The 25,398-nt window shown below is 37.6% G+C and carries 27 protein-coding genes; 4 read left to right on the top strand and 23 right to left on the bottom strand.

Annotated features, from left to right (window positions below; genetic code table 11):
• Positions 1-27: 27 nt before the first annotated feature.
• The 6 genes from WFN33_RS01880 to WFN33_RS01855 all read right to left on the bottom strand — a co-directional run bounded on the left by WFN33_RS01880 (position 28) and on the right by WFN33_RS01855 (position 6,730).
• Complete coding sequence (locus WFN33_RS01880) at positions 28-1,557, bottom strand: helix-hairpin-helix domain-containing protein (RefSeq protein WP_336951070.1); 1,530 nt, start codon at positions 1,555-1,557, stop codon at positions 28-30.
• 43 nt (positions 1,558-1,600) lie between these two features.
• A complete protein-coding gene (locus tag WFN33_RS01875; protein WP_336951069.1) occupies positions 1,601-3,478 on the bottom strand; it encodes a protein phosphatase 2C domain-containing protein in 1,878 nt (625 codons plus the stop codon).
• A 146-nt stretch (positions 3,479-3,624) separates the two neighbouring features.
• Positions 3,625-4,677 carry a TerY-C metal binding domain-containing protein gene (locus WFN33_RS01870; protein ID WP_336951068.1) on the bottom strand — a complete coding sequence of 351 codons (1,053 nt, stop codon included), beginning with the start codon at positions 4,675-4,677 and terminating at the stop codon, positions 3,625-3,627.
• A 103-nt stretch (positions 4,678-4,780) separates the two neighbouring features.
• The gene (locus WFN33_RS01865; RefSeq protein ID WP_336951067.1) at positions 4,781-5,416 is read right to left on the bottom strand and encodes a vWA domain-containing protein; all 636 of its coding nucleotides are present in this window, start codon (positions 5,414-5,416) and stop codon (positions 4,781-4,783) included.
• Between the two features lie 14 nt (positions 5,417-5,430).
• Positions 5,431-6,075, bottom strand: coding sequence for a TerD family protein (locus tag WFN33_RS01860; RefSeq protein WP_336951066.1), 645 nt, complete (start codon positions 6,073-6,075; stop codon positions 5,431-5,433).
• Positions 6,076-6,091: 16 nt separating this feature from the next.
• Entirely contained in the window at positions 6,092-6,730 is a 639-nt protein-coding gene (locus WFN33_RS01855; protein WP_336951065.1) for a vWA domain-containing protein, read from the bottom strand.
• 275 nt (positions 6,731-7,005) lie between these two features.
• Here WFN33_RS01855 and yddG point away from each other — a divergent pair, with 275 nt between their 5' ends.
• A complete protein-coding gene (yddG, locus tag WFN33_RS01850) occupies positions 7,006-7,950 on the top strand; it encodes an aromatic amino acid DMT transporter YddG (protein WP_336951064.1) in 945 nt (314 codons plus the stop codon).
• Between the two features lie 109 nt (positions 7,951-8,059).
• Here yddG and WFN33_RS01845 read toward each other — a convergent pair whose 3' ends face one another.
• Complete coding sequence (locus WFN33_RS01845) at positions 8,060-9,115, bottom strand: aromatic ring-hydroxylating dioxygenase subunit alpha (RefSeq protein WP_336951063.1); 1,056 nt, start codon at positions 9,113-9,115, stop codon at positions 8,060-8,062.
• A gap of 296 nt (positions 9,116-9,411) precedes the next feature.
• Here WFN33_RS01845 and WFN33_RS01840 point away from each other — a divergent pair, with 296 nt between their 5' ends.
• The gene (locus WFN33_RS01840) at positions 9,412-10,344 is read left to right on the top strand and encodes a LysR family transcriptional regulator (protein ID WP_336951062.1); all 933 of its coding nucleotides are present in this window, start codon (positions 9,412-9,414) and stop codon (positions 10,342-10,344) included.
• Between the two features lie 196 nt (positions 10,345-10,540).
• Here the strand turns inward: WFN33_RS01840 and hpxO are convergent, their stop codons facing one another.
• Entirely contained in the window at positions 10,541-11,698 is a 1,158-nt protein-coding gene (gene hpxO / locus WFN33_RS01835) for an FAD-dependent urate hydroxylase HpxO (protein WP_336951061.1), read from the bottom strand.
• Between the two features lie 213 nt (positions 11,699-11,911).
• On the opposite strand from hpxO, the gene alc reads away from it, so the two are divergent.
• The gene (gene alc, locus WFN33_RS01830; protein WP_336951059.1) at positions 11,912-12,919 is read left to right on the top strand and encodes an allantoicase; all 1,008 of its coding nucleotides are present in this window, start codon (positions 11,912-11,914) and stop codon (positions 12,917-12,919) included.
• Positions 12,920-12,923: 4 nt separating this feature from the next.
• The gene (locus tag WFN33_RS01825; protein WP_336951058.1) at positions 12,924-13,418 is read left to right on the top strand and encodes an ureidoglycolate lyase; all 495 of its coding nucleotides are present in this window, start codon (positions 12,924-12,926) and stop codon (positions 13,416-13,418) included.
• A 190-nt stretch (positions 13,419-13,608) separates the two neighbouring features.
• Here the strand turns inward: WFN33_RS01825 and WFN33_RS01820 are convergent, their stop codons facing one another.
• The 15 genes from WFN33_RS01820 to ureE all read right to left on the bottom strand — a co-directional run bounded on the left by WFN33_RS01820 (position 13,609) and on the right by ureE (position 24,894).
• The gene (locus WFN33_RS01820) at positions 13,609-14,331 is read right to left on the bottom strand and encodes an outer membrane protein OmpK (protein WP_336951057.1); all 723 of its coding nucleotides are present in this window, start codon (positions 14,329-14,331) and stop codon (positions 13,609-13,611) included.
• 145 nt (positions 14,332-14,476) lie between these two features.
• Positions 14,477-14,797 (bottom strand): hydroxyisourate hydrolase, encoded by a 321-nt coding sequence (gene uraH, locus WFN33_RS01815; protein WP_105712584.1) that lies wholly within the window; start codon positions 14,795-14,797, stop codon positions 14,477-14,479.
• 33 nt (positions 14,798-14,830) lie between these two features.
• Positions 14,831-15,352, bottom strand: a complete 522-nt coding sequence (gene uraD, locus WFN33_RS01810; RefSeq protein WP_336951056.1) for a 2-oxo-4-hydroxy-4-carboxy-5-ureidoimidazoline decarboxylase — start codon at positions 15,350-15,352, stop codon at positions 14,831-14,833.
• Between the two features lie 126 nt (positions 15,353-15,478).
• Complete coding sequence (puuE, locus tag WFN33_RS01805; RefSeq protein ID WP_056511287.1) at positions 15,479-16,444, bottom strand: allantoinase PuuE; 966 nt, start codon at positions 16,442-16,444, stop codon at positions 15,479-15,481.
• Between the two features lie 79 nt (positions 16,445-16,523).
• On the bottom strand, positions 16,524-17,582 hold the full coding sequence (locus WFN33_RS01800; RefSeq protein WP_336951054.1) for a hypothetical protein: 1,059 nt from the start codon (positions 17,580-17,582) through the stop codon (positions 16,524-16,526).
• Between the two features lie 15 nt (positions 17,583-17,597).
• Positions 17,598-18,179 (bottom strand): histidine phosphatase family protein, encoded by a 582-nt coding sequence (locus WFN33_RS01795; RefSeq protein ID WP_336951053.1) that lies wholly within the window; start codon positions 18,177-18,179, stop codon positions 17,598-17,600.
• A 115-nt stretch (positions 18,180-18,294) separates the two neighbouring features.
• Positions 18,295-18,912, bottom strand: coding sequence for a lysozyme (locus WFN33_RS01790; protein WP_336951052.1), 618 nt, complete (start codon positions 18,910-18,912; stop codon positions 18,295-18,297).
• Between the two features lie 181 nt (positions 18,913-19,093).
• Positions 19,094-20,794, bottom strand: coding sequence for an urease subunit alpha (gene ureC / locus WFN33_RS01785; protein ID WP_336951051.1), 1,701 nt, complete (start codon positions 20,792-20,794; stop codon positions 19,094-19,096).
• A 13-nt stretch (positions 20,795-20,807) separates the two neighbouring features.
• Complete coding sequence (locus WFN33_RS01780) at positions 20,808-21,116, bottom strand: urease subunit beta (RefSeq protein ID WP_336951050.1); 309 nt, start codon at positions 21,114-21,116, stop codon at positions 20,808-20,810.
• Positions 21,117-21,145: 29 nt separating this feature from the next.
• Positions 21,146-21,448, bottom strand: coding sequence for an urease subunit gamma (ureA, locus tag WFN33_RS01775; RefSeq protein ID WP_336951049.1), 303 nt, complete (start codon positions 21,446-21,448; stop codon positions 21,146-21,148).
• Between the two features lie 99 nt (positions 21,449-21,547).
• Positions 21,548-22,417 carry an urease accessory protein UreD gene (locus WFN33_RS01770; RefSeq protein ID WP_336951048.1) on the bottom strand — a complete coding sequence of 290 codons (870 nt, stop codon included), beginning with the start codon at positions 22,415-22,417 and terminating at the stop codon, positions 21,548-21,550.
• A 43-nt stretch (positions 22,418-22,460) separates the two neighbouring features.
• On the bottom strand, positions 22,461-23,027 hold the full coding sequence (locus WFN33_RS01765; protein ID WP_336951047.1) for a HupE/UreJ family protein: 567 nt from the start codon (positions 23,025-23,027) through the stop codon (positions 22,461-22,463).
• A gap of 60 nt (positions 23,028-23,087) precedes the next feature.
• Positions 23,088-23,702, bottom strand: coding sequence for an urease accessory protein UreG (gene ureG, locus WFN33_RS01760; RefSeq protein WP_336951046.1), 615 nt, complete (start codon positions 23,700-23,702; stop codon positions 23,088-23,090).
• 57 nt (positions 23,703-23,759) lie between these two features.
• Positions 23,760-24,425: an urease accessory protein UreF gene (locus tag WFN33_RS01755; RefSeq protein ID WP_336951045.1), complete on the bottom strand. Its 666-nt coding sequence runs from the start codon at positions 24,423-24,425 to the stop codon at positions 23,760-23,762.
• On the bottom strand, positions 24,412-24,894 hold the full coding sequence (gene ureE / locus WFN33_RS01750; RefSeq protein WP_336951044.1) for an urease accessory protein UreE: 483 nt from the start codon (positions 24,892-24,894) through the stop codon (positions 24,412-24,414). Before ureE ends, WFN33_RS01755 begins: the two co-directional genes overlap by 14 nt.
• Positions 24,895-25,398: the final 504 nt, after the last annotated feature.

Genomic DNA, 25,398 nt, shown 5'->3' with positions numbered 1-25,398 from the left:
GCCTTATTTAGAGGTTGAAGCATCACATTATGCTTCAACCATTTGTACCACAGCTAAACGACCGCCATCTTGTTTAGAAAATAAAATTTGAACACCATCTTTTAACTCAATTTTACCACCAATCGGGATCTGTATTTTATTGGCAACATCGGTAAGATCAGGCATATCTTCATTGACCAACCACCACACATCATGATGTAAAACAAAATACCCTTTCCGCTTGGTCTGTTCTGCGGTCAATCGTTCATTCGGTGCAATCATATTATTGGTATGCCATGCGTAAATAGATTGACCTGTCCATACCATTAAACGATGATTATCGGGTCTAAAATTACCTTGCTGCCGTGCTGAGTACAGATTGAGAATAGGTAATTTACCTTTAAACGGCGTATGGCAAAATGGACACTCAGGTTTAGTTGAATTATCAAAGACATACCACTTTTGACCACAACGGTGATTATGACAAGGCTGAATCAAATCCACTGTTTTGACCAAAGCTGTTTCCCAATCATTGGCTGAAGGACGCTTGGCCGGATCATGTAAACCTTCGACAAAGCTTTTGATAAAGAGCTCAGACAAATACGGTCCAGTCACTGTAAAAGGTACTTTTGCAGGATCACCCCATGGTTGCTGGCTCACTTTAAGTTGAGTTGGTTTCACCTGATTACTATGATCTGTTGGGTGTTCAATAAACAGCGCTTTTTCACCCATCCCCAGTGTTTCATCCTTTTGCGGATCATTCATATCATGAATTTTTCCACCACGTAACGGATGTCGATACAATAAATACATATAAATCAATACTGCCAAAGCATGTTTATCAGTCGCAATACTGGGTAAATAACGATCAGGATTGTCTTTGGATAAATGACTAGTGCGTACCACTTCTGGCGCAATAAAATCAGGAGTACCGACAACGTCCGGTGGGTATTTTCCAGGTACTACCAAACCATCAACGTCGATAACGCTGGCACTCCCAGAAACAGGATCGACCAAAATATTTTTATAAGATAAATCTGAATGGGCCAAACCGGCAGCATGCATACGGCGTACTGCGCGGGAAATTAGAATTCCTATTTTAAGGTAATTAAGCCAAGTACCTTTTTCTTTGTCGTCGAGAAATCTGTTTTGGTTGTTTGCACTTGCAAACCATTTCCCTTCTTTTTCTTTGCCTTTGATTTGCAGAAAATCATTATTTTTTGAACCATATTCAAAGAAAAATTGTTTTCTATAGGTTGGGGCGGTAATCCCAAGCAAATTATTATATTCAACTAAACCATCTGGCCAGCAGAAAATATTCTTCCAATAATCCCCACCAATCCCATTAAAGATACTTTGCCACTTATTGCCTACAATTTCTTTTAAACGATCTTTTTGCTGCTCAAAGGTGGCTTTAGATTCATAAAACTTATTCTTTTCTTTACTGAAAAAGCACACCACATAACTACGATCAGGTGAAAAATATACATCTTTCATTGCACCTGAACCGATAATTTCATCTACAAATTCTATTTCACGTCCATCAACGGTGGTACATTTAATAATTTTTGCTGACATATTTGCCACCTTACATTATATTCTTCAAATACTTAGATATTATTTATACAGATGTTGTTGAATGCTTATTCCATAATACGGCCATAGTACGATCATCATGATGGCCAGCTGTAAAGAAATGCATCCACTCCAACAATGCAGTGTCGGCTGCTTCATTCTGTAGCAACGGATCTAGTTCACGGTATAAACTTTGCCATTTATCAAAATTGGATAAACCAGAATCTGTTTCAAATTTTGGATCTGAAATACCGTCAGTCATCAACATAATGGCATTGGTATCTTTAAAACAGCCTATTTTTAAACGGTTTGGAAATTCTGTAGCAATACTCAGATCTAGAAACTTAGTCTGTCCTGCATATTCACCACCATCTGGAACATTCATCAGGCGCACGTTGTTATCGCTATATACTGCGATTGCACCGTCTCCCACTGAGAATGCACTGATAAAGGTTTTATCAGCTAATTTACATACGACCGCAACCAGCAATGTGGTTGAAAAATCTTTAGTATTTGCCTCAATCTGTTCTGCTTGTAATCGGATTTGGTTAATAATTGATTTGTATATTTCATAATATACATGATGAAACTGCTCATTTAACTTCTTGGCAACTTCAACAGTTTCAGCATCTTGACTGCCCACTTGCCACTTTTCTAAATCAGAAATCAGGCTTTCAACCGTTTGTGGGTTTAAATAGTTTTTCAAGTTATTTTCAACAATCTCAACCGCAATTCGAGAACCTTCTCTTGAGTATTGCGCACTGCCTGCACCATCTGCCACAGTCAAAACCGACCAAGGTGTATTCTCGATTAAGGTAATTGAGAAATCATCATCTCTAAATAAGCCTGCGTGTTCATGTGAACGGCCTCGACGACTTGCAGCGATAATTTTATAGTCCACCGCATCAATCAAAGCTTGATCCAAATGTGGCTTGCTAAATTTTTGCCCAGACTCAGGTTCAATGACTTTCCATAAACTGCGTGGGTCTGCAATGACATTCAACCGACACTGGGCGGAGCGTGTTTCTCCATCAGCAATAAACTGAAAAGAAAATTCGATTGAATCTGCTAGTTGTGGCTCACCATGAATACGTTGTGTGGCTTCATCGAAATAAAAGCTGGTATCTGGAAATTTAAAGCTTTCAGGTTTGAATATTAATTGATTGACATCATGTTGAGAAATCACTGAAATTCGAGATTGATAGTGTTGTCCAACTCGGGCATTTTCAACCTGAAATTTAATGTCTTCATATTTACTTCGTCTAAACACAGATTCGATCTCTAATCTATTCTTCTCAGTTTCAGAAGAAATTATTTCAGGGGTTGAGCTTATATTTTTAGCATCAATCGTCAACTTGTTTTCTAAATTAGGTTCAGTTGTAAAGGCTGACATTTTCTCGGCTTGATCTACAACAATTTGCTGTTCAACATGTAAGATCGGCGCGAGTTCCAATGTTGTGTGAAGATCTAAAGTGATATTTTGCGTATCAGAAATTGCTCCAACTGAGTTGATGTTTTCTGATGATGTATCGAGTTGATCTACATTGACTAAAGGAACAACATAACTTTGTTGAATACTTTCATCAAGGTTGACTTGTTCATCCACTCTAGCATGTTGATTGGTTCCAGTTTGCTGATTAAAACAGGCTTGCTCTTGAACATTATTTTGTACAGTGACTTGGGGTTTATCCGAGCTTATAGTTTTATGCTGGGACTCTGTAGCTGATGCATTATCCAATGAATCAGCTTCATTGATTTTGTTCAAACACGGCGAAGCTATCTTAACTTTTTCCAATTCGTTGATGAGTTTTGAAAGTTGTTTGAGATTTTGCGGATCACTTAATAGAAATTGAGAAAATGTTTCACTGAAATCAGCGGAATTATGTTCCAAAATCTGCTTTAATTTGCATACATCACTATCCATTTTACCCTCTACCCATTTTTCTATTCTATTCGCTTGGCCATTTGGTCACTCACCAATCACAATGCATTTAAGCGTTTAGCCATATAGATTTTTAATATTCGTCAATACAGCAATGCTTTAATAATGTATTCATCAACAGATAAAGCCTAACCTTGACCACGGGTTAAATCGAAATCTCCCTCACCAGACGAGAAACTGATTTGTCGACGACACCACGGGCAAACCACAGATTCCCGATAGCCGTCATAGCACATCAAATTACCACAACCACACACGGCAAAAGCAGTCTCAGAAAAACAATGTGGGCATTCAGGGAAACCATCGAGCTCGGCTGTATTGATCTGCTTATTTGATGCATTATGATCTGACCAAGTAAAATACTCCTCAGATATCGCGCTACAGGTATCTAACTTAAAATTATAGATATTGATATTTAAATCAGCTGGACCTTTGTACTGTAAATTTCGTATATATTTGATGATATAAGGTTTATTCATCTTTTGGCAGCGACCCACAAATATCGCACAATGATCATCGGCTTTATTTTTTTGCAGGGACAATGCATCTTTTGCCAAGCGCATATAACGCTCATCAATCGGCAACAGTTCATCTTTTTGTTGATGACTACCAATACTAATACTTTGTGAGACCACAGAGGCCGTGATCCACTTACACAAACCTTTGACATATTCTTGATTGATTTGATCAATTGAAATGGTATTTTCAGTGATCTTACTCAGCACAGAAAAATCAACATCTGCACCTAAACCAATGGCGACGACTGTTGCTTTATGCGCATATTTAGCATTCCAGCGTTGAATTGCCTGATCATATTCATCGGTTGGACGACCATCGGTAAATATATAGACCATTGGCTTCCAGTCGCCTTTGACTTCACTGGTGGTTTTCATCACATAACGATCAATTTCCTGACCCAAATGATCTAAAGCTTTACCCAAATGTGTCCCACCACCCAAGGGCAAATTAAAATGATTAAAGGCAAATAACTCAGTTAAAGGGACCAATGTTCTGACAATCCCTGCATATGCAATCAAGGAAACAAATACAGTTTCAAGCGCATAAGGATCTTTTCTTAAACTGCTTAAAATAAACTCCACACCCTCTTGAACTGATTCAAGCGGTTGCCCGACCATTGATTCAGAACAATCAAGAACAAAAAATACCGGTAAACGACGCATAACTTCACCTACATTATTTTTATCATATTATTCAAAAATCTAAATCAAACAGATAAGTGCTGACCTGTTTGATTTAACATTTTTAACGTCAAGTAATATCCAGTTATAAAACCAACTGAATTTCGGCAGGTGGTGGTGGTAAAGAAATTGAATCGGATACCCCTGCGCTACTGCTACCAGCGACCACGCTTGCAGAAACCCACTTAAAGAAGCTAGCAAAACTATTTGAATCCATGGTGTCTAACACAACCACTTGGTCCGTTAGTTGCAGCAGGGATTCGGTTTTCGCTTTTGGCCCCGCAGCACAAGCGACAATCGTGGCAAAATTAAGCTGTTTAATTGTGGGAACGATTTGCTGATAAGCATAGACATCTGAGGGTGAACCATCTGTCATCAAAAATAATAACGGGCGCCAATCCCCTTTAACCTCATTACTACTTTTTTGCACATTCTGTTGTACTTGCTGTGCCAGTAATTCCAATGCAGCACCCATAAATGTTGCTCCCACATTGGGCACATCTAGATCTGGAATTTGAACTTGATCCAAAGGGGTAAGCGGTAAATAAACTTTTGCATCAATATCAAAGGTAATCACACTTAAATACACGCTTTCAAGCGCATAAGGATCTTGTCTTAATGCACTGAGCATCGACTGCAAGCCAACATTCACCGAGTGAATTGGCTCACCACGCATAGAGCCAGATGTATCTAATAAAATATATACAGGTAAACGGCGCATTATATTCTCATTCTTTAACTATATTTTTTTAACCATTCCACGAAATTATCCGTGGGTGATGCATTACCGACCGCATTAAATTTCCAACCAGTATTTTCTCTGACCAGTTCAGCAAATAATAATGAACGTTGTTGATCATATTGACCAATGCCTGATAAATCAAAACGCACCATTTCTTTACCAGTACCATCGACAGCACGAATAAAGGCATTTTTCACCTGACCAAAATGCTGATTGTTTTTTGCACCATTGTAAATTTGAACAATAAAAACAATCTTGTGATATTCAGCTGCCAAGCTATTTAATTTGACAATAATTTGCTCATCATCCCCGTCACCAGCACCAGTACGGTTATCTCCAGTCAGCCAGATTTGCCCTGAACGATGTTTTAAATTATTAAAAAAGATAACATCACTATTTTCGAGTGTGGCTTGACCTGCGGCATTCCAACCTAGATCTTTTACTTTTCCACTGATATCACATAAGAACGCTACCACATCTAGATCGTGTTCCTCACTCTTAGCGCCTGAAAATAATCCGCCTAAAAAGCCTTTCTTTTGCTCAGTGATATCCCAACCGAGTCCAATCGTCACTCGTTCTAAATCATGTTTAGATTTTTCAAGACTGAGTCCTTGACCTTTTACTAATGTAATTGCCATGCATTTTCCTTTATTTTTATAAAACCACATTCACTTCAGGTGGTGGTGGTGGAAGATCATTTAAGCCTGTGACTTCTTTTTGACCTGCATCTACTTTTTGGCTACCTGTAGAAATACTTGCAGAAACCCATTTAAAGAAGGCTTTAATGGTATTTGAATCTGCAGTTGCAAGTTCTACCACAACTTCTGTAATTTGTTTGAGAATACTGCTATCTGCATTATGTCCCGCTGCACAAGCAATGATCATCCCCGTCTTCGCTTGTTTGAGTTTTGCAAAACCTTTAGTCCAATCATCTGTTGGTGCACCATCTGTCATAATAAAAACTAAGGGTTTCCAGTCACCACGGGTATCAGGTGTGGTTTTTTGCACTTCTTGATCAATTTTATCTGCCAATAATCCAAGCGCTTCGCCCAACTGTGTAGTTCCCGTTGCCTGTAATTGAGGCGGTTGAAACAGCGCAATTTCAGTTAAGGGAATCAACTGCTTGGCTTGAGTATCAAAAGTAATAATAGATAAATAGGCTGTTTCAAGCGCGTAAGGATCTTGTCTGAGTGAAGAAACCAGTATTTCAACACCATTTTTAACGGCTTCAATCGGTTCACCATGCATCGAACCTGATGTATCTAATAATAAATATACGGGTAATCTTCTCATTTGTTTATCTCTGTTTAATGTCTCGTTAATTTTTAATCTTTATGTATATGTTTATATAAAAAATTGAACTAAAAACAAAGCTTTTTATCATTTTTAATACTTAATTTTTTATCCAAATATCAAATTTTACTTAAATACTCTATTTTTTAATTGATCTGATTCTGACATATTATTTGTTTTATGCTGGGTAATATTTTAAAAATAATTGCAGAGTTCTAAGCTATAATTGTTTTATTATTTACCTTAATCTGAATCCTCAGATTTTAAAGCCCAATATGTCAAAAAATCTCGCTACGTTGATTGGTTTAAGTGCCATTTTACAATGGTCTTCCATCGTCGGTTTATTGAAAAAAATTAGTTTTAGTTTGGGCGCTGAGTTAGCTGTGCTGCTGATGTATACACTGAGTACTTGTATTTTATTAATATTTTTTAAAATCCCAAATTTAAAATTAATTTCAAAAAAATATCTGATTTTTTCTACCTTATTATTTGTTATTTATGAATTATGTTTTTCTTATGCTATTGCACTGGCACAAACTGCTCAACAGGCCATCGAAGTCAGTCTAGTCAATTACCTCTGGCCAGGATTAACTGTTGCCATGCTGATCCTATTTAAAGAAATTAAATTTAATGTCTTTGTTATTGTTGGATTAGCCATCAGCTTGAGTGGAATTATTTTAATTCAAACTGGGCAAGGTGCTTTAACTTGGTCTAATATTTTATCCAATATTCTAGAAAATCCAATCAGTTATATTTTGGCACTTGTTGGGGCAACGCTGTGGTCCTTATATTGTGTAATTACCAAAAAATATAGCGATGGGCATAATCCAATTTCTTTTTTCTTTGTTTCGATCAGTATAGTACTGTGGAGTAAATACTTGTGGTCACATGGGTTGAGTCTAAATGCAATTCCACAAGTTGAACTTACAACAATTGGATTATTAGGCATTGTTTCAGTGGTGATGGCCTTGGGTTATGCTGCTTGGAATATTGGTATTATCAAAGGCAATATTACGATTTTGGTGACTTTATCTTATTTTAGTCCAGTCATCTCAACTTTGATTTCAATGTTTATCTTACAAACCAATCTACCAACAGAGTTTTGGTATGGTGTGATGTTGGTGACTTCAGGCTCTTTGGTGTGTTGGATTTCGACAAATTGGCAACAATTAAAAGAAAAATTATTAGCTAAACTAACGAAGTCAAACTCTTTTTTATAAGAAGATCTATGTTGTTAAGATCAGCTTTAATCATATATTGATCATTCATCATCAATATATGATTAATTATGTTAATACCTCCAGACGCTGGGGATGGAAAAATGAAAATTTACACAATATAGCGTTTGCTTAGTCCCCATTCTGCCAATATCCTGCGATAGGTTGTAGATGAACGATCTGCTTCAAAATGTGCTTCCATTGTAATATCCAATGGAAGCTCTTCTGGTTTTTGACTCTCTACCATGTCCTGATCTTCTGCAAAAATTTGTGCATTAAAATCATAAACTGCCTGCAAATCGCCTGTGGTATCAAAATTACGGGTGAGTGGTACAAATAATCGAGTTTGGTTATGTGATACAGGACAACAGGCATTTAAAATTTTTAATACGCCCTCACGTGGAAATTCAACTTTTAACACTGCTGAAAATGGCGGGTAAACGTCAAAAATTCGCTTCCATAAAAAACCTTCTGGTGCCAGATGCTGTAAACCATGTGGATAGTTGCTCACATTGCTGACATATTCAGTATGTAAACCATAATCTGTACGTTCAGTGGTGTATTTGGGTACAACAGGATTTTCAGCATCGGCAAAAGACTGCTGATGTACCCAAGCAAAATGTGCAACATCAATAAAACCTTCCAATTGCCGCCCGCTTGAACCAGCAATATCAACAAATGGTGGCAAAATGGGCTGATGATCAGGATGATCCCAAGTATCCAATATTGGAAAGTTTGCGAGGCTTTCATCACGGCTAAATAAACTCGTCCAAACCAAACCATATTTTAAAACTACAGGAAATTTGGTGAGGCTAAAGCGCTCTGAAATATTTGTCAGTTCTGGCTGTGCTGGAATTTTTGTACATTGACCTGCTGTGTTGTAATGCAATCCATGGTAGGGACAAACAATCTCTTCACCTTGCACCCAACCTTTGCTGAGTGGTACACCACGGTGCGGGCAAATATCACGCACCAACTGAATCGCACCACTTGCCGTTTGATAAAGCGCCATTTTCACATCGAGGAGTTGTACTTGTTGTGGGGCTGTTGTGACATCTTGCACACGTGCGACAGGATACCAATGCTGAGCGAGTATTTCCCAGTCTTTAGGCTCAAAACCACTACATTGTGGTTGACTAAACAAGTTCAGAACTGGAATTGCATTCATACAAAACTCACAGAATATATATTTAATGTCATGATCTTATGCTGTGATTTCAGCATAGCGCTCAGCTAAAATCATGGCTGAGTTTTAAATTACGAATTTTGTCTAATTCTGTCTATTAGAATGTTTTACTTATCTTGTTCCAAAAAATAGAACACCTATCTGAAAATTATTTTTAGAAAAAACTCATCATTGGCATAAAAATCGCTTAGTGATCTGTGATTTTAGCGAGTTTCAAATTTCCTTGATTTTCATTGCTTAGGAATAAGTCCGTGAAATATAAATAATGGACAGCCCATATGCCTGTGAATACAACTTTTTCACGATTTTCAGATTATTTTATTGCCGTTGCCAAGACAGGTAGCTTAAGAAAAGCAGCAGATCAACTCTATATTTCAGTATCTGCAGTACATCGTCAAATCGCACTCGCTGAGGAAGAGTTTGGAATTGATCTGTTTGAACGTTTACCCAGTGGTTTAAAACTGACCCTTGCTGGAGAGTTACTCTATGCGGATTTGATTAAGTGGCAAAAAGAATTTCAATTAACTCGTAATCGTTTTGATGAAATTCAAGGGCTTTCTCGGGGAACCATTAATTGTGGGCTTATTTCAGCACTGAGTGATGGTTTTGTCTTAGATTCAATTCAATATATGTATGACAACTATCCTTGGATCAACTTTAATTTTCATATCCAAGACAGTGAAACTGTGTCAAATATGATTATGGAGGCTGAAATTGACTTTGGGATTTTATTAAACCCTAAAGGACATCATCAATTAGAGGTTCTCTCTTTTGTAGAAATCCCAATCGGTTTTATTTTACCTAAAGATCACCCTTTAACAAAAAATGAGAAAGTCTATCTATCAGATAGTGTCAACTATAAGCACTTGATTCCTGGCGCACCTTTAATTATTCATGATTACGCACAGACCTTGTATAAGCATCATAAGTTTAGCCCTCAGCATCACTTACATTGTAATGACATCCGAATGATGATGTCATTAATTCAAAAGAACTTGGGCATTGGTTTATTGTCATTTATTGATGCTTATCCTTATTTAGAGCGCGACGAGCTGGTTTTTAAGCCAATTCGAGAAAAACGTTTATATCCATTAACACTAGCTTTATGTGTTGCACCAAAACGACAACTTTCACGCGTATCGCAAATTATGATTAAGCATCTTATTGAACAAATCGAAGCATTTAAGCTCAAGTTGATCCCTTATCAATAATCAGGTTTGGGTATGTTGTAATACAAATCATTGATTTAAAGAAATGAACAACAGCCCCTTAAGCAACAAAGCAATGACGTGTAGCTGAGTGATGACTAGCAATAACTCCCTAAACATATATATGAATCAAAAGTGTTAAATTTCCAATGCTGAATTTAGATTTAGTAATTTAAATTCAGCATCGACCTAGCAACATTTAATCTAAAGGATTTCCGATAATATTACTGATAATGCCACGCATAATATGTGGACCTTGTTCTTGACGTAAATCTTGATACCATGCTTCGGTCACAGCCTCATCTTTCATATGGGTCACTTCACAGCGCTTACGGGCACGTAATACCAACTCATTGGCGCGCTCATTACGTTTATTTTGATATCGTTTTAAGGCATCCTCTACACCTAATGTATTGATTTGCAAAGCGCGTGCTAAGTAAATTGCATCTTCCATGGCTTGGCAACCGCCTTGACCAATATCAGGTGTGGTACTATGAGCCGCATCCCCCATAATTACCACTCTGCCTTTATAAAACTGGGTAAAAGGTTCAATATCATGAATTTCTACTCGATTGGTTTTTTGCTCATCAATCGCTTCAATTAAGTTTTGAACAGGCTGGCACCAGTCCTTAAAATATTGTTTAAATAGTATTTTATATTGGGCTTTACTGTTTTCCAAACCTACAGGTAATGGCACATCAAAGAAGAAGTAAAAACGTTGATCTGCCACCGGCATAAGCGAAACACGTTTCCCCTCTCCAACAAATGTTGTCCATTGATCTGCTTGGGCTAAATTATCTGAAATTTCCACTAAACCATTCCAATTGACATAACCAGCATAACGACGTTCAACCTGTTCACCCAATACATATTGGCGCGTTAGCGAATGTGTTCCATCCGCACCAATTAACAATGCTGTGGTGACTTCACTGCCATCTGCAAACTGAACTTTTATATGTTGATCTACTTGTTCTAGTGCAACCATTTTTTTCCCAAGATGAATATCGTCACGGCCAAATTCATCCATCAACATGTTTTGTAAATCTGCACGGGAAACTGGATAAGGCCGTTGTCCGACCTCTTCAATCAAAGGCATTAAACTAAACTGAGTCATGTGCTCACCAGTTAGTCCATCGATATAGGCTAAATGATCCATTTGACCACCGAGTTTGGCAACTTGATTCGTTAAACCTAAATAATTCAGGCACTTAACACCATTTGACCATAAAGAAATAGCAGCACCTACAGCTAGAATTTGTTCAGTTTGTTCATAGATGGTGACCGTATGTCCGAATTTTTTTAGTGCAATACCTGCGGTTAATCCCCCCATACCTGCACCAATAATAGTAATCTCCATCTATTTCTCCTCTGTCTGTATCTTTAACACTTATGACTAAAATGCTAAAAACGTGCCATTTATTTAAAAATCACAACATTCGTCAAGCAAAGTTGGCATAGGCTATGCATGATGAGGACGGTAAGATATTGTTTTTATGAGTGCTTATTGAACTTTAAGCACCCATATCAATGAATAAAATGATATAAATCGCAATATGAATGGTAAATAAATATGGCAACTTTACTTGCACCAAGTTTTGAGCTTCCTGCACATTTACAACAATGCACCAATTTGGCAGATCCCCGAATTGGTACAAAAGTACTTGAATGTTCAGATGATTTTTTTGCAGAAGCACAACGAATGTTGCAATTTAATCCACCCATTTTTGTAGAAGATAAATTTGATGATCACGGCAAATGGATGGATGGATGGGAAACCCGTCGTAAACGACATGCAGGCTATGACTGGGCAATTATTAAATTAGGCGTTGCTGGAAAAATTACAGCATTTGATATTGATACCACTTTTTTTACTGGGAATTACCCTGCTTCTGCTTCAATTGAAGCCTGTTATGCACCAAATGGGGACTTAAGCAATGCACTTTGGCAACCCATTCTAAATAATTCTATTCTTGGCCCAAGCCAACACCATATTTTTAACATTAAAAATTCAGCAGTCTTTACCCATGTCCGCTTAAATATTTTTCCTGATGGGGGTATTGCACGTTTTCGCGTCTATGGCGAAGTGCAAATACAAATTCAAGATCATCAAAAAACATTAGATTTACTAGCACTAGAAAATGGTGGACGCGTGATTGCCTATAGCGACGCCCACTTTGGTCATCCTCGTAATTTGATCAATCCGAATCGTGGAATCAATATGGGAGATGGTTGGGAAACCAAACGTCGCCGTGCGCCTGGATTTGATTGGTGTATTTTAGCACTCGGTCAAAGTGGTGTAATTGAAAAAATTGAAATTGATACTGCACATTTCAAAGGAAATTTCCCTGCTCAAGTTTCTATTCAGGCGATATATATTGAAAATGCGACTGATCCACAACTAATTCCACAAAGTATATTTTGGCCATTTCTACTCAATGCTCAGGATATGCAAATGGATCATATTCATGATTATGTAGCCGACATTTTAAAGCATGAAAAAATTTCACATATTCGTGTCAATATGATTCCAGACGGTGGTATTAGTCGTATCCGATTATGGGGTAAAATTATAGAGTGATTTTATGAAATATATTCAAATTCAACCTTTAACAGCTGAAGCTTTTGCCCCATTTGGTGAGGTCATTGCTTGTACTGGCAATGATTTTTTCCATATCAATAGTGCGCATACGGAACGTTATCATGCTTTATCCTTGGCTCAAGCGACCAACGCTGAAATCGGATTGAGTATTTTTCGAAATATTCAAAAAACCCAAGTGCCTTGTGAAATTCAAATGCTTGAACGACATCCCATTGGTTCACAGGCATTCATCCCGATGCAAGGTCAATCTTTCTTGGTTGTTGTTGCAGCCGCTTTGGACCAAGACCAACCTGATCTTGAACATATTTACGCCTTTATTAGCAATGGTCTACAGGCTGTAAACTATCGCGCAGGCACTTGGCATCATCCGTTATTGACACTAGAAGCACCCAGTGATTTTACGGTAATCGATCGGATCGGTGAGGGTCACAATTGTGATGTTTTTCAGTTTAATGAAAATATTGTCCTGACTTTATAAGCAATAAGCATCATTTCATAACATGAATTCAAAATGCTAATGGGGCGAAATTAGCTTTAAAAGTATTGATTAAAAACTTTTTTTGTATGTTCTTAAACTTCAGAGCAACATTGTTTTATGTTGCTCTGATTGGAAAATTTATTCTGAGTTTAACTTAATCAAATAAAATCATGATCAGATAAAAATCGTTTTAAAAATGATATTTAATCAACGCACTGACATTGTTTTCATCTTTGCCAGAGATTCCATATTTATTATTCCAAACTGAATACTCAACGCCTAAATACAATTTAGTATCTGGTGAAATATGTTTACCCGCATTCCATTTCCATTGTGTAGTCCAGTTTAACTCACTGGCATGGTCATCTTCTGCAGTTGACCAATCAAGAAAACCATCGACAAGAAAATCTTCTGATGCGATTTTAAATGGTACACCAAAGGCAAAAGTCAGCTGATAATCGTCATCCGTATTCTTATAATTGTCTGCTTTATAGAAGTTTAATTGTGCATACTGGAAATATGGAATTGCTAAATCTACCCCGATCCCATACAGATAATTGTTAAAACCTTCACCACCTTCCCATGTTGTGGCAATGAGAACGTCTTTGATTGGACCCACTTCCAACTTATGCCCTGAAATAGCACCCAAGCTCAATCGTGGTGACACTTCAAAATACGTCTCATTACCTGAAACATCATTATTGGTACGATCCGCAAATGCAAAGAAATCCCCATATTTTAATTTGGCTGCATATTCAAAAGTTATGGTCGATTGGTCGTCTTCCCGAGCAATCAGTTCATAGTTTTTTCCATATAAACCTGTAATGCTAAAGTCTTGCCAAATAGGTGCAGCATGAGTGCTAAAAGCAGTGCAAACTAAAGTTGAAAGCGCAGCAAATTGTGTTAAGTTCATTTTATAAATTCCCCATCAGAAATAACGGTAAACACTTGTGTGAATAAGCAAAAACAAAGCCAATTTTTACACTTGGTCAAAATTTATTAAAAAAAACCCAAATCAATGGGCTTTAAAATCATAAAATAATCTAATTCTATAAAAGCTAGCTACCACGATACGTGGAATAAGCAAATGGGCTGATTAATAAAGGAATATGATAATGTTGTGCCAAATCAAGGACTGAAAAATGAATCACAACTTTTGGGAAAAACGTTGCTAAGGCTAAACGGTCAAAATATTCAGCAGTATAAAAAACCAAACTATAATCCCCTGTTTTAATTCCACTTAAATTAAAATCTGCTACCCGTCCATCTTCATTGGTCCTTGATTCTGCAACAATATTGTCTTGGCTATCCAATAATTTTATCAGAACATTTACGGCAGGCTTGCCAAGATGCGTGTCTAAGATATGGGTACTGATCATGTTATTTCCTTTCTAAACATTATTTTAATGCAATCAATTATTTAAGCTTTCATTTTCACTCAGTTCTTGATTGAGTCTTAACATTGCAATTTCACCAAGTTGTTGTTTAACAATACGCTGTTCTGTTTCAGGATCATTTAATAAACGATATTTCAGTGCTTGTAGAATTTCAGTCTGATCTAAGCCCTTAGCACGAATTAAAAAAATATGACCAAATTTCTTTTCATAAGCAATATTGCCTTGCAATAAAGCATGTTGTGTTTCAGTGTTCTGTTTTATTGCTGATTGCTCTTGATGAGAAAATGCTTGCTCTTTTTCACTCAGCACTGCCTGAGCCTTTTTTTCACCGATCCGTGGGTGTGTCGCTAATGCATTTACAATTTCTAACCATGTCCAAGTTGAGGCTTGTATTTTTGCAAAATCCATTAACGCTTGAGTGTTGACAAATGGACGTTGTGACAAAATTTCATCTGACCAACGTTGAATGTGCACACAATGCTTGAGCAAGCTTGTAAGCTCTTCTGATGATGCTTGATTAAATTCTTCTATTTTCACGAATAATACCTATGCTTGAGTTCGCTAAAATTTTCAAACACTTTTATATAAACTTTGCTGCGCGCTTTACTGCATTCAATTAAAAATAAAGTGCTTACCTTAAAAGCCACATCCTCATAGCGACAATTATGCGGCTGGATGGTGTTTAAACCAATGTTCAGCGATATCACCGCGACGACAGATCCAGACTTTTTCATGTGCCTGTATATAATCTAAAAAACGCTGTAATGCTTTAAAACGACCGGGACGTCCCAGGATACGACAATGCATTCCAATCGATAGCATTTTCGGCTCCGTTTCACCTTCTGCATAAAGCACATCAAAGGCATCTTTTAAATATTGGTAAAATTGCTCGCCACTGTTAAAACCAGCAGGCGCGCAGAACTTCATATCATTACTTTCTAAAGTATATGGAATGATCAGGTGCGGGCGGCTTTGGCCTTGTAAATCGGTTAAGTTTGTCCAAAATGGCAAATCATCACCATAGTAATCGCAGTCATATTTGATCTGTGGAAATTCAGCCAATAATTTACGAGTATTTGGGCTATCTCGTCCTGTATACCAACCCATAGGTGTAGTGCCAAATAAGGTTTCTAGAATACTGATTGCTTGATCAATATGCTGACGTTCCGTTTCAATATCTATATTTTGGTAATTTAGCCAACGCTGTCCATGTGAAACCACATCGTAATGGGCTTGTTGAATGGCTTCCACAATATATGGATTACGTGCCAGCGCCATACCCACTCCAAATATGGTCATGGGTAAGTTACGCTTTTTAAACTCATGATGAATACGCCAGAATCCTGCACGAGCGCCATATTCATACATCGAATCCATCGACATATGCTTGTCAGGAAAACTTGCTGCTCCCACGATATCAGATAAAAACTGCTCAGAACCGGCATCACCATGTTCGATATGGTTTTCAGCACCTTCTTCATAGTTAAGAACAAACTGTACCGCTATTTGGGCTTGATTTGGCCATGCTACTTTGGGTACTTCACCGTGATAGCCAATGAGATCTCGTGAATAGGGAGTATTTTGGATTTGGTCTATTAAGTCTTGCCCACGTAAATAAGTTTTATTCACTCAAACCGCCTTTAAACTTTTCAATCACCATTTTTTAGTGTGAATGATCAAGCAGTTTTTATGCCAATCTCCTCATGCTTTAGTTAACGGGTTGGAAAATTAACTGCATGTGATGACTTGTTCCCTTGAAAATATAGTGGTGTTTTCCAATTTGAAAACTTAGATTAGGTTGAAGAGCACTTTCCTGCTGAGTACGTACAATCATCGAATTATTTTCATTCGATTCTTTTAACAAGAATTGATAAATTTTATCCGTCATCTCTGCATCTAATAATTTATGCTGGATTCTATTTTGTAGATATTGATCTAAACGTTTTATATAAAATTCTATAAGTTTTTTATCACCAGAACTAAAAACAGTCTCAAAATTATTTAAAGAAGCCACTTCATTATTGACTGAGCTTAATCCTGTGGTTTTAATTGCGCCCACTTCAAATTGATCAGTCCGTTCAAAAACTAGATTAAGGCTTTCAAGACTATCTGAGAAATTTGCATCTTGTTGTGAATATTGTTCATAAATATCATGAAAAAGTTTTTGATATTCCTTAGATATAGAAGCGTAATCATAGAGATTAAAGTATTGCACCTTACTCACATCGGCTAAGTATTCTGCACATTTTTTCCCACATTGATCTTTTTGTTGTTGACTGATTGCATTGGTCATTAAGTACTGTGTATAAAATTGATGTGCATCATCTAGATATTGAATCTTATGAGTCCATTTATATTTCACTAAACTTGCATCGCCTGCTGCAAGGTAGGTTTCGTATCTCAGAACATTTCTCTCTTTAGGTAAATCTTTCTCCCATAAATCATGATATTGATTCAAAATTTTAACACCTGATATTGTGAAGTCAGAAGCTGCTAAAGCACAATTTTTATCTTCCAAATAACCCAAAAGATCTGAAACAAAAATTACATCCATCGAATACACATCTATTTTTTCAGAATTTGGGCGATTTAAAAATTGATGTAACATGTTAAGAGGCATATAGCGATCAAGCCCCTTACATTGTGTTTCAAGAGGTTGCGCAAATTGAGTTAAATCTGACTTTAAAGCCGCAATATCTGCATATATCGATACAGGTATAAAAGTAAAAACCGTCAATAGCGCAATTTTTCTTATTATAAAATTCATAATTTTATTCTCATTTTATTTAAAAATAAAAAACTCTGTATTGTTTAATTGATGATTTAACAATGCATAACGAAAATCACGCATTAATTGTGATGATAACTCTCGCTTTTGCTCAACCAGCATTTTAAATAACTGTAAAAACTGACCATGACTAAATACCAGTAAATGATCATGTTGATAATGCGCTTTTAGGGAATCCAAGTGCACAATAAAGTCCGTAACGCGATAATAAAAATTTGCAAAAGATTCAGCACCTTCACTTGTAACTAAATTGACATCTGCTTGATTCCAATAATCATCTACCCAAGGTTTTCGTTCCTCTAAAGTGGTATTTTTACATCGCATATCGGATAAGTAAGAAAACTCATGGATATCCAAAATTTGAGGTGTAATCTGATCACGTAATAAAATTGGGTCAGCTGTTAGACGTGTACGGATAAATGGAGAGACATAAATCTGCTTTGCTGGAGGTAAAACATCAATAAGTTTTTGCGCCTGTTCATGTCCATATTCGGTTAAGGGAATACTTGCATGTGACTCAGTTTTACCATTTACATTCCCTAAACTTTGCGCATGGCGAATTAAATAAATGCTCATATCAACCTTGACTATTTTAATTTTTAGACAACATTTTGAAAAGAATGATAATTCAAAATGAATCATCTGGAATTAACACACGTTTTCAGAACAACATTTGAAAAAGCAAGTCATATTAGTGCTCAAGAAACAAAGTTTTCTCTACTGCTCTTCGATTTACTAAACCTTGTACCGTTTTGCCACCTGCCTTGATCCAAACATCAAATTGATGACTGGCAGCGTGATAATCAGAGGTATTCAATAATTTTAATAAGGTTGAGTTTTTAAAAGCACCAATACCTATGTTATAGCTCAATGAAACCAACGCATCAAACTGATTTTGATTTAAAGGAACGTTTACAGCAGCAGTTACTGCTTGTTCAAAACGCCTAACATCATGTTGCATATAGTTTTTTGCTTGTTCAATGGTACAAGTATCCCCATACTGAACAGCTTTTCCATGCGGGTAAATCGTTGTTCCATAACCGATAGTACAAACCCCGACGCCATCATCATAGGCTTTGAGCTCTAATCCCTCAAAACCACAAATCAAATCTACACCTTGAGGGCTGACTTGAGTAATTTGATCTTGTGCAAAGCCAATCTCCGTAGCACATGTATCCACGGCCACTGCAACGTCTGAACGAGAATAAGCTTGATGATGTTTATTCAAATCGCGCTGTTTTTCATTCAATAGTTTTGAAAACAAAGTAGAAAATGACTTGGAAAAAAATTTAGACCAAAATTGCGTCATCAATAAAACTCAAAAAAAGAAAAGGATTGTATCGCTGTACTTATACCAACCAATATTAAACATAGCTTTTTAAATTAATAAAGTTGTCTTTGGTTGCATTACGTAGAGACATATTGATTTCAAATAAAATAGTGCCTCTCTTATCATAAGAAAGGCATTTTTAAATTCGAATTATCTTGAATTAAAACAAGAAATAACGCTGTGCCATGGGTAATACTTCAGCAGCTTCACAAGTTAGATGTACACCATCGGCACGAACTTCATAGGTTTCAGGATGCACATCCATCACAGGACAATAGTTATTATGCTTCATGTCTTGTTTAGTGATGTTTCTGGTATTTTTACAAGGTGAAATTAACTTCCTTAATTGTAATTTTTCAGCAACACCTAGTTCAATTGCGGCCTGTGACAAGAAAGTAATACAGGTATTGTGCACGCCTCTTGGATATGCCCCAAACATTGGACGGTAATGTACCGGCTGTGGTGTTGGAATTGAGGCATTAATATCTCCCATTGGCGCTGCCGCAATCATTCCACCTTTAATGATCATTGATGGCTTTACCCCAAAAAACTCGGGTTTCCACAACACCAAATCAGCAAGTTTCCCTTCTTCTATAGAACCAATTTCGTGGCTTAAACCATGAGTAATGGCAGGATTTATTGTATATTTTGCAATATAACGCTTCACCCGATTATTATCATGATACTGATTATCGCCTTCTAATGGTCCTCGTTGCACTTTCATTTTATGCGCCGTTTGCCAAGTACGTAAAATCACCTCACCCACACGCCCCATGGCTTGAGAGTCAGAAGACATCATTGAAATTGCGCCGAGATCTTGCAATATATCTTCTGCGGCAATCGTTTCACGACGAATACGGCTCTCAGCAAATGCGACATCTTCAGCTATCGCTGGATCTAAATGGTGGCAGACCATGAGCATGTCTAAGTGTTCATCAATGGTATTGATAGTATATGGGCGGGTTGGATTGGTTGAAGATGGCAAAACATTTGCCTGACCAATGGCTTTTAAAATATCAGGCGCATGACCGCCACCCGCGCCCTCAGTATGATAAGTGTGAATAGTACGATTTTTAAATGCCCCCAGTGTTTCTTCAAGAAAACCACTTTCATTTAAAGTATCGGTATGAATCGCAACTTGTACATCATATTCATCTGCCACAGTTAGACAATTATCAATTGCAGCAGGGGTAGAACCCCAGTCTTCATGCAATTTCAGCCCCACCACACCTGCTTTAATCTGCTCCGCAATCGGTTCAGGTTGACTTAAATTACCTTTACCCAATAAGCCAATATTCATAGGTAAATCATCAATGGCTTGCAGCATGGTTGAAATATGCCATGGCCCTGGTGTTACCGTTGTCGCCGATGTTCCTGCAGCGGGACCAGTACCACCACCAATCATGGTTGTTGTTCCTGACATTAACGCTGTTTCAACTTGTTGTGGGCAAATCCAGTGAATATGGGTATCTATTCCACCTGCTGTAAGTATTTGCCCTTCACCGGCAATCACCTCAGTGGCCGCACCTAATGGAATGGTAATATCGGGTTGAATATCCGGATTGCCAGCTTTACCTATTTTCCAAATTCGCCCATTTTTCAATCCTACATCGGCTTTAATAATTCCCCACCAATCGACAATCAATGCATTGGTAATCACTGTATCTGCAACATCTGCTGCAAGTAATTGAGATTGCCCCATCCCATCGCGAATAACTTTGCCGCCCCCAAATTTAACTTCTTCACCATAGGTGGTGAGATCTTGTTCAACTTCTATAAAAAGTTCGGTATCTGCTAAACGTACTCGATCCCCAACGGTAGGACCAAACATTTCAGCATAAGCTCGACGTGACATTTTCATTTTGATTATCCTTTTAGTCCAACTTACCCATCACACGCCCTGCGAAACCATAGACTTCACGTTTTCCGACCAGTGCAACGATTTCAACATCACGTCGCTGCCCCGGCTCAAACCGAACCGCTGTACCCGCTGCAATATTTAAACGAAAACCTTTGGCACGTTCACGATCAAATTGCAAAGCATCATTGGCTTCATAAAAATGAAAATGTGAACCCACCTGAATCGGTCGATCACCTAAATTTGACACTGAAATTTTCAGTACTTCACGACCGACATTCATTTCAATATCACAATCAGGTGTAATAATTTCACCAGGGATCATGTGCTTATCCTAATTTTTTAAAAAGTATTCTATATAATCGGTTGGTGGACTGTGACGAGCTTCGAGCCATCTGGAAAAGTAGCCTCTACCTGCACTTCGGCAATCATCTCAGGCACACCCTCCATCACATCATCACGACTGAGCAAGGTAGTGCCAAAATGCATCAACTCACTGACAGTCATTCCATCTCGCGCACCTTCAAGCAGTGCTGCGGAAATAAATGCAATAGATTCAGGATAATTGAGTTTTAGTCCACGTGCTTTACGACGTTCTGCAACCAAACCCGCTGTAAAAATCAGCAGTTTGTCTTTTTCAGTAGGATTGAGTTCCATATGTGTTTCCTAAAGTTCTTGCATTTTTTATGCAAAATATGTGCTCAGTTTTAAATTAAACACGCAGATTTTATTTCTAAAAGACGAACTTTAAATGAATCAAGTTCGCCAAATTCGTGGAAATGCTTCATCCATATCAAACCAATATCGCCTCAATCTGGCACGAATTGCTGCAAAAGCATCATGACAATGTCGAACATCATCACCTAAAAAACGTGCACTGATGACATCCCCCAATAAGGTTAACCTGACAGGCATATCCATTCGCATCATCAACTCACGAATTAAATCGATATGTGCCTCTAAATAAATGTTTGCTCGGAATTTTTCAGGAGGAACTGCCCATAAACTTCCCATAACGGCATGATTATTCATGCCTAGACAAGAACTTAGCCAACGATCATTGCCTTTAAAACTCAATGTGTCTGCCACCAGTAATTGCTGATTTCGCCATAATTTTAAATGACTGTGATAAGCACCAGATTGGAATTTTTCATTTCGAGCTTGTCGACCAATCACCAACATATCCCAACCGATAAAGCTTGCTGTCTGATCAAGCTGAATCAAGGTTTCTGAGTGAGCATTGGCACCATCAAATAACATGGTTTCTTGAGGAAGCCATTCAAACACAGCATTGTGTTTAACTGAGATATGGATATGTTGATAAGCTTGTTTGCCATTGGTTCGATACCATTTACCTGCACCAGGGGTCGTGACTAAGGCATGGGCAGCAACATCAACATTAATCTCAAATGTTAAATGATCGCCACCTGCAATACCCGCAGGCGGATGGACAATAATCGCATGACAAATCCCAGTTTTTTCAGGCCAAAGCATCTTTTGCACACGTACAGGTCCAAAATGTCTACGATGGGCTAGTACTGTCCGCTCAGTTTGAGCCTGAAAACCCAATTTTAGTTTTGCATACCAAAGGCGCTGATCAGGAAGATGTTCCACTAAACTTATCATGGCCGCCTTTATAAATGGATATCAGCAATTAAGCGCTTAAACATTAAGCCAAACCAATAACTGCAACGACCGCAGCCAAAGTACCAATAATTTTCTTGCCATATGGAACGTACTTTTTAATAAAAGCACCAATGCCTAAACCACCCGCATAGATCAATGTCATTGCTGTCACCATGCCTAAAATCAGTAAGCTGGCATGACCGGATTGGCCTAGTTCAGTTCCATGCGCAACACCGTGAAAACTTGCCAATAAAACTGCTGCAATAGGTAAAACTTGATTTGTTTTTGTCCAAAGCGCTACAGCCAGTAAAACCAATGAAGCAATGATGCCGTATTCAGCAATTGCTGCTGGAATAAATCCTTGGCTACCGATCATAAAACCAACCACCATCGCTGAAGCTAAGCCTATCAAGCCAAAAAGCTTCCAGCGTTGATTTGCTGTCCACATCAATACCCCAAATGCGATTGCCATCATCAAATGATCTAAACCTGTAAATGGATGAATAAAGCCCGGCCAAAACCCAGTATGGTGATCATGTCCAGGATGAGCCAAAGCCAATACAGGTAAATATGCAGCACATGCCATCAGAGTTTTTTTAAAAATACGCATTCAAATTCTCCTTTGATTATTTTTAAATTCAAATAGTTACAATTATTTTTAATATCGCGACTAAGCTTTAAATAAACCTTGTTTTTCAATAAACTCAATGATTTGGTTTAAACCAGCTTGAGTTTTCATATTTGAAAATAGAAAAGGTTTATCACCACGCATGCGTTTTGCATCTTGATCCATCACATCGAGATTTGCACCGACCATTGGGGCTAAATCTGTTTTGTTAATAATCAATAAATCCGACTTGGTAATTCCTGGACCACCTTTACGTGGGATCTTTTCACCACCTGCAACATCAATCACATAAAGGGTTAAATCAGATAATTCGGGACTAAACGTAGCGGCTAGATTATCTCCACCACTTTCGATAATAATCAGCTCTAAACCATTAAATTTTTCACAAAGATCATCAATTGCAGCCAAATTAATTGAAGCATCTTCACGAATTGCAGTATGCGGACAACCACCTGTCTCAACACCAACAATACGTTCTGGTGACATCGCTTCATGACGAGTTAAAAAATTAGAATCTTCTTTGGTATAGATATCGTTGGTCACAACCGCCATATTATATTTGTTGCGTAAAGCAAGGCATAAATTTAGGGTTAATGCTGTTTTACCTGAACCAACAGGACCACCTATTCCAACACGTAAAGGGCTACGTTCTGTCATCATTTTTTCCTTTTCTATACTTCATTCTCTATAAAAGTAGTGAATGAACCGTGTCATTTATGATCTAAATAATCGTGAATATAAAGTTTCATGCGACATACTTAACATCGCATAATTGGGCAAGGCACTACTTAGCGCATCATCTTCTAAGGCCAAGGCACGTACTACGGCTTGAGGAATTAGGCCATGTAAGTGCCACAAAATTCTTTGACCACTCATTTGCCCTAAAGGGACAGTTTTTACTGCACCTAGCACTTGATTTTCTAAAACAGTAAAGCTATATGCTGTTAGGACATCCACCAGATTAAGCTTCAACGTTCCGCATAAATGTGCGTAAACTGGTACAAAACCAAACTGCTTTTTAATCTCAGGTTGCTGTTTTAAAACATCACGAATCCAAGCATTCAAAGAAAATGCCAACTGCTGAGATTCAGCCCGTAATTCTTTTGATTCACGGCTTGCTTTATAAAAGTTAGCCCAATTTAAAAATTCTACCTCATCTAAATAATGTTGCATTAAACGTTTTAAAACGGGTAGTTCAAACCTAACCAGCAACATTTCCAGTACTTCTTCAAAATAAGCGATACTGCTTGCTTCATCATGAATCAAACCCTGATCAATCGCACTTTCCACCCCTTGCGAATAGCAATATGCACCGATGGGTAAGGCTGTCGATGACAAGGTCAATAGACTTAGTAGTTGCGATGCGTTAGTGATGGACATGATGTAAAGCCTTAATTGGGCTTAAACGATGATCATGCTGATGTTGGGCATATGCCCCACTTTCAGGTTCAAATGGATGTTCTACTTCATCTACTGTCAACCCTAAACCTTGGATCATTTCTGCAAGGACATGATCAGGTTCAAAATAAAGTGCAGTTGGGGAAAGCATTAACGGAACATGGCGATTTCCCAGATGATATGCAGCTTTAAGTAAATCAAAACTATCCAGTGCAGAAACTCGCATTAATTTTTCAGCTTTGGCATCTACACGTAACACTTCACCTTGTTCAGTTGCAATATAAGAACCACTACGCAAAATGCCCGTACGCGGCAAATCTGCACCAATATCGTGCCCATTATTTAAAGTTGCACGAAAACGGCTCTTTTGGCGAGTATCAAAAGTCAATTCAATACTTTCAGCCTCAATGTTTGACTCTATATGGTCTAGACGTTGCGTATAAATTTTCATACTGATCCACTTTTCTATGGCACTTGATTTAAAATGTTCCAAATTGATGCCAAAATTTTATTCATAAATATTGGTTTGCATTAAATTAAAGCATTTATCATGCCAGTTTTTAGAATCGTAAGAATTCAAAATACATCTTATTTAGAACACCAACCTAAAACCTGAGATCAAATTTATATGAATAAAATTTCAATAAAAAATAAGGACAATTAAACGTTACAAAATAAAACCATAATAAAATTATGTGTATTTCACAAAAGCTTGAAATAACACACTTTTGATCAACTAAAATTCTCATCGATAATTTGCGACTAACAACACAATGTGTTATCAATGAATAAATAATGACGGGGTCTGTTGACAATTCGTCTAGATTTGCGACTACGTGTGTTTTTTTGGTGATACTAGGCACGAAGTATGAAATTTAGTCATTCTAAATGAATATTTCGTAACGACGTAGCGGCAAAAAACACGCTAGTCCCGAAGGGTTGTGGCTAAATTTAT

This window comes from Acinetobacter sp. AS167 (assembly GCF_037152175.1).
Lineage (GTDB): Bacteria > Pseudomonadota > Gammaproteobacteria > Pseudomonadales > Moraxellaceae > Acinetobacter.
Note: the sequence above shows the minus strand (reverse complement) of the source record. Positions and strands in the feature narration are given on the sequence as shown.

Excerpts from the sequence above, each read along its gene's own strand:
- WFN33_RS01880 (WP_336951070.1), bottom strand. The coding sequence starts at position 1,557 with ATGTCAGCAAAAATTATTAAATGTACCACCGTTGATGGACGTGAAATA.
- WFN33_RS01875 (WP_336951069.1), bottom strand. The coding sequence starts at position 3,478 with ATGGATAGTGATGTATGCAAATTAAAGCAGATTTTGGAACATAATTCC.
- WFN33_RS01870 (WP_336951068.1), bottom strand. The coding sequence starts at position 4,677 with ATGCGTCGTTTACCGGTATTTTTTGTTCTTGATTGTTCTGAATCAATG.
- WFN33_RS01865 (WP_336951067.1), bottom strand. The coding sequence starts at position 5,416 with ATGCGCCGTTTACCTGTATATATTTTATTAGATACATCTGGCTCTATG.
- WFN33_RS01860 (WP_336951066.1), bottom strand. The coding sequence starts at position 6,075 with ATGGCAATTACATTAGTAAAAGGTCAAGGACTCAGTCTTGAAAAATCT.
- WFN33_RS01855 (WP_336951065.1), bottom strand. The coding sequence starts at position 6,730 with ATGAGAAGATTACCCGTATATTTATTATTAGATACATCAGGTTCGATG.
- yddG (WP_336951064.1), top strand. The coding sequence starts at position 7,006 with ATGTCAAAAAATCTCGCTACGTTGATTGGTTTAAGTGCCATTTTACAA.
- WFN33_RS01845 (WP_336951063.1), bottom strand. The coding sequence starts at position 9,115 with ATGAATGCAATTCCAGTTCTGAACTTGTTTAGTCAACCACAATGTAGT.
- WFN33_RS01840 (WP_336951062.1), top strand. The coding sequence starts at position 9,412 with ATGCCTGTGAATACAACTTTTTCACGATTTTCAGATTATTTTATTGCC.
- hpxO (WP_336951061.1), bottom strand. The coding sequence starts at position 11,698 with ATGGAGATTACTATTATTGGTGCAGGTATGGGGGGATTAACCGCAGGT.
- alc (WP_336951059.1), top strand. The coding sequence starts at position 11,912 with ATGGCAACTTTACTTGCACCAAGTTTTGAGCTTCCTGCACATTTACAA.
- WFN33_RS01825 (WP_336951058.1), top strand. The coding sequence starts at position 12,924 with ATGAAATATATTCAAATTCAACCTTTAACAGCTGAAGCTTTTGCCCCA.
- WFN33_RS01820 (WP_336951057.1), bottom strand. The coding sequence starts at position 14,331 with ATGAACTTAACACAATTTGCTGCGCTTTCAACTTTAGTTTGCACTGCT.
- uraH (WP_105712584.1), bottom strand. The coding sequence starts at position 14,797 with ATGATCAGTACCCATATCTTAGACACGCATCTTGGCAAGCCTGCCGTA.
- WFN33_RS01800 (WP_336951054.1), bottom strand. The coding sequence starts at position 17,582 with ATGAATTTTATAATAAGAAAAATTGCGCTATTGACGGTTTTTACTTTT.
- WFN33_RS01795 (WP_336951053.1), bottom strand. The coding sequence starts at position 18,179 with ATGAGCATTTATTTAATTCGCCATGCGCAAAGTTTAGGGAATGTAAAT.
- WFN33_RS01790 (WP_336951052.1), bottom strand. The coding sequence starts at position 18,912 with ATGACGCAATTTTGGTCTAAATTTTTTTCCAAGTCATTTTCTACTTTG.
- ureC (WP_336951051.1), bottom strand. The coding sequence starts at position 20,794 with ATGAAAATGTCACGTCGAGCTTATGCTGAAATGTTTGGTCCTACCGTT.
- WFN33_RS01780 (WP_336951050.1), bottom strand. The coding sequence starts at position 21,116 with ATGATCCCTGGTGAAATTATTACACCTGATTGTGATATTGAAATGAAT.
- ureA (WP_336951049.1), bottom strand. The coding sequence starts at position 21,448 with ATGGAACTCAATCCTACTGAAAAAGACAAACTGCTGATTTTTACAGCG.
- WFN33_RS01770 (WP_336951048.1), bottom strand. The coding sequence starts at position 22,417 with ATGATAAGTTTAGTGGAACATCTTCCTGATCAGCGCCTTTGGTATGCA.
- WFN33_RS01765 (WP_336951047.1), bottom strand. The coding sequence starts at position 23,027 with ATGCGTATTTTTAAAAAAACTCTGATGGCATGTGCTGCATATTTACCT.
- ureG (WP_336951046.1), bottom strand. The coding sequence starts at position 23,702 with ATGACAGAACGTAGCCCTTTACGTGTTGGAATAGGTGGTCCTGTTGGT.
- WFN33_RS01755 (WP_336951045.1), bottom strand. The coding sequence starts at position 24,425 with ATGTCCATCACTAACGCATCGCAACTACTAAGTCTATTGACCTTGTCA.
- ureE (WP_336951044.1), bottom strand. The coding sequence starts at position 24,894 with ATGAAAATTTATACGCAACGTCTAGACCATATAGAGTCAAACATTGAG.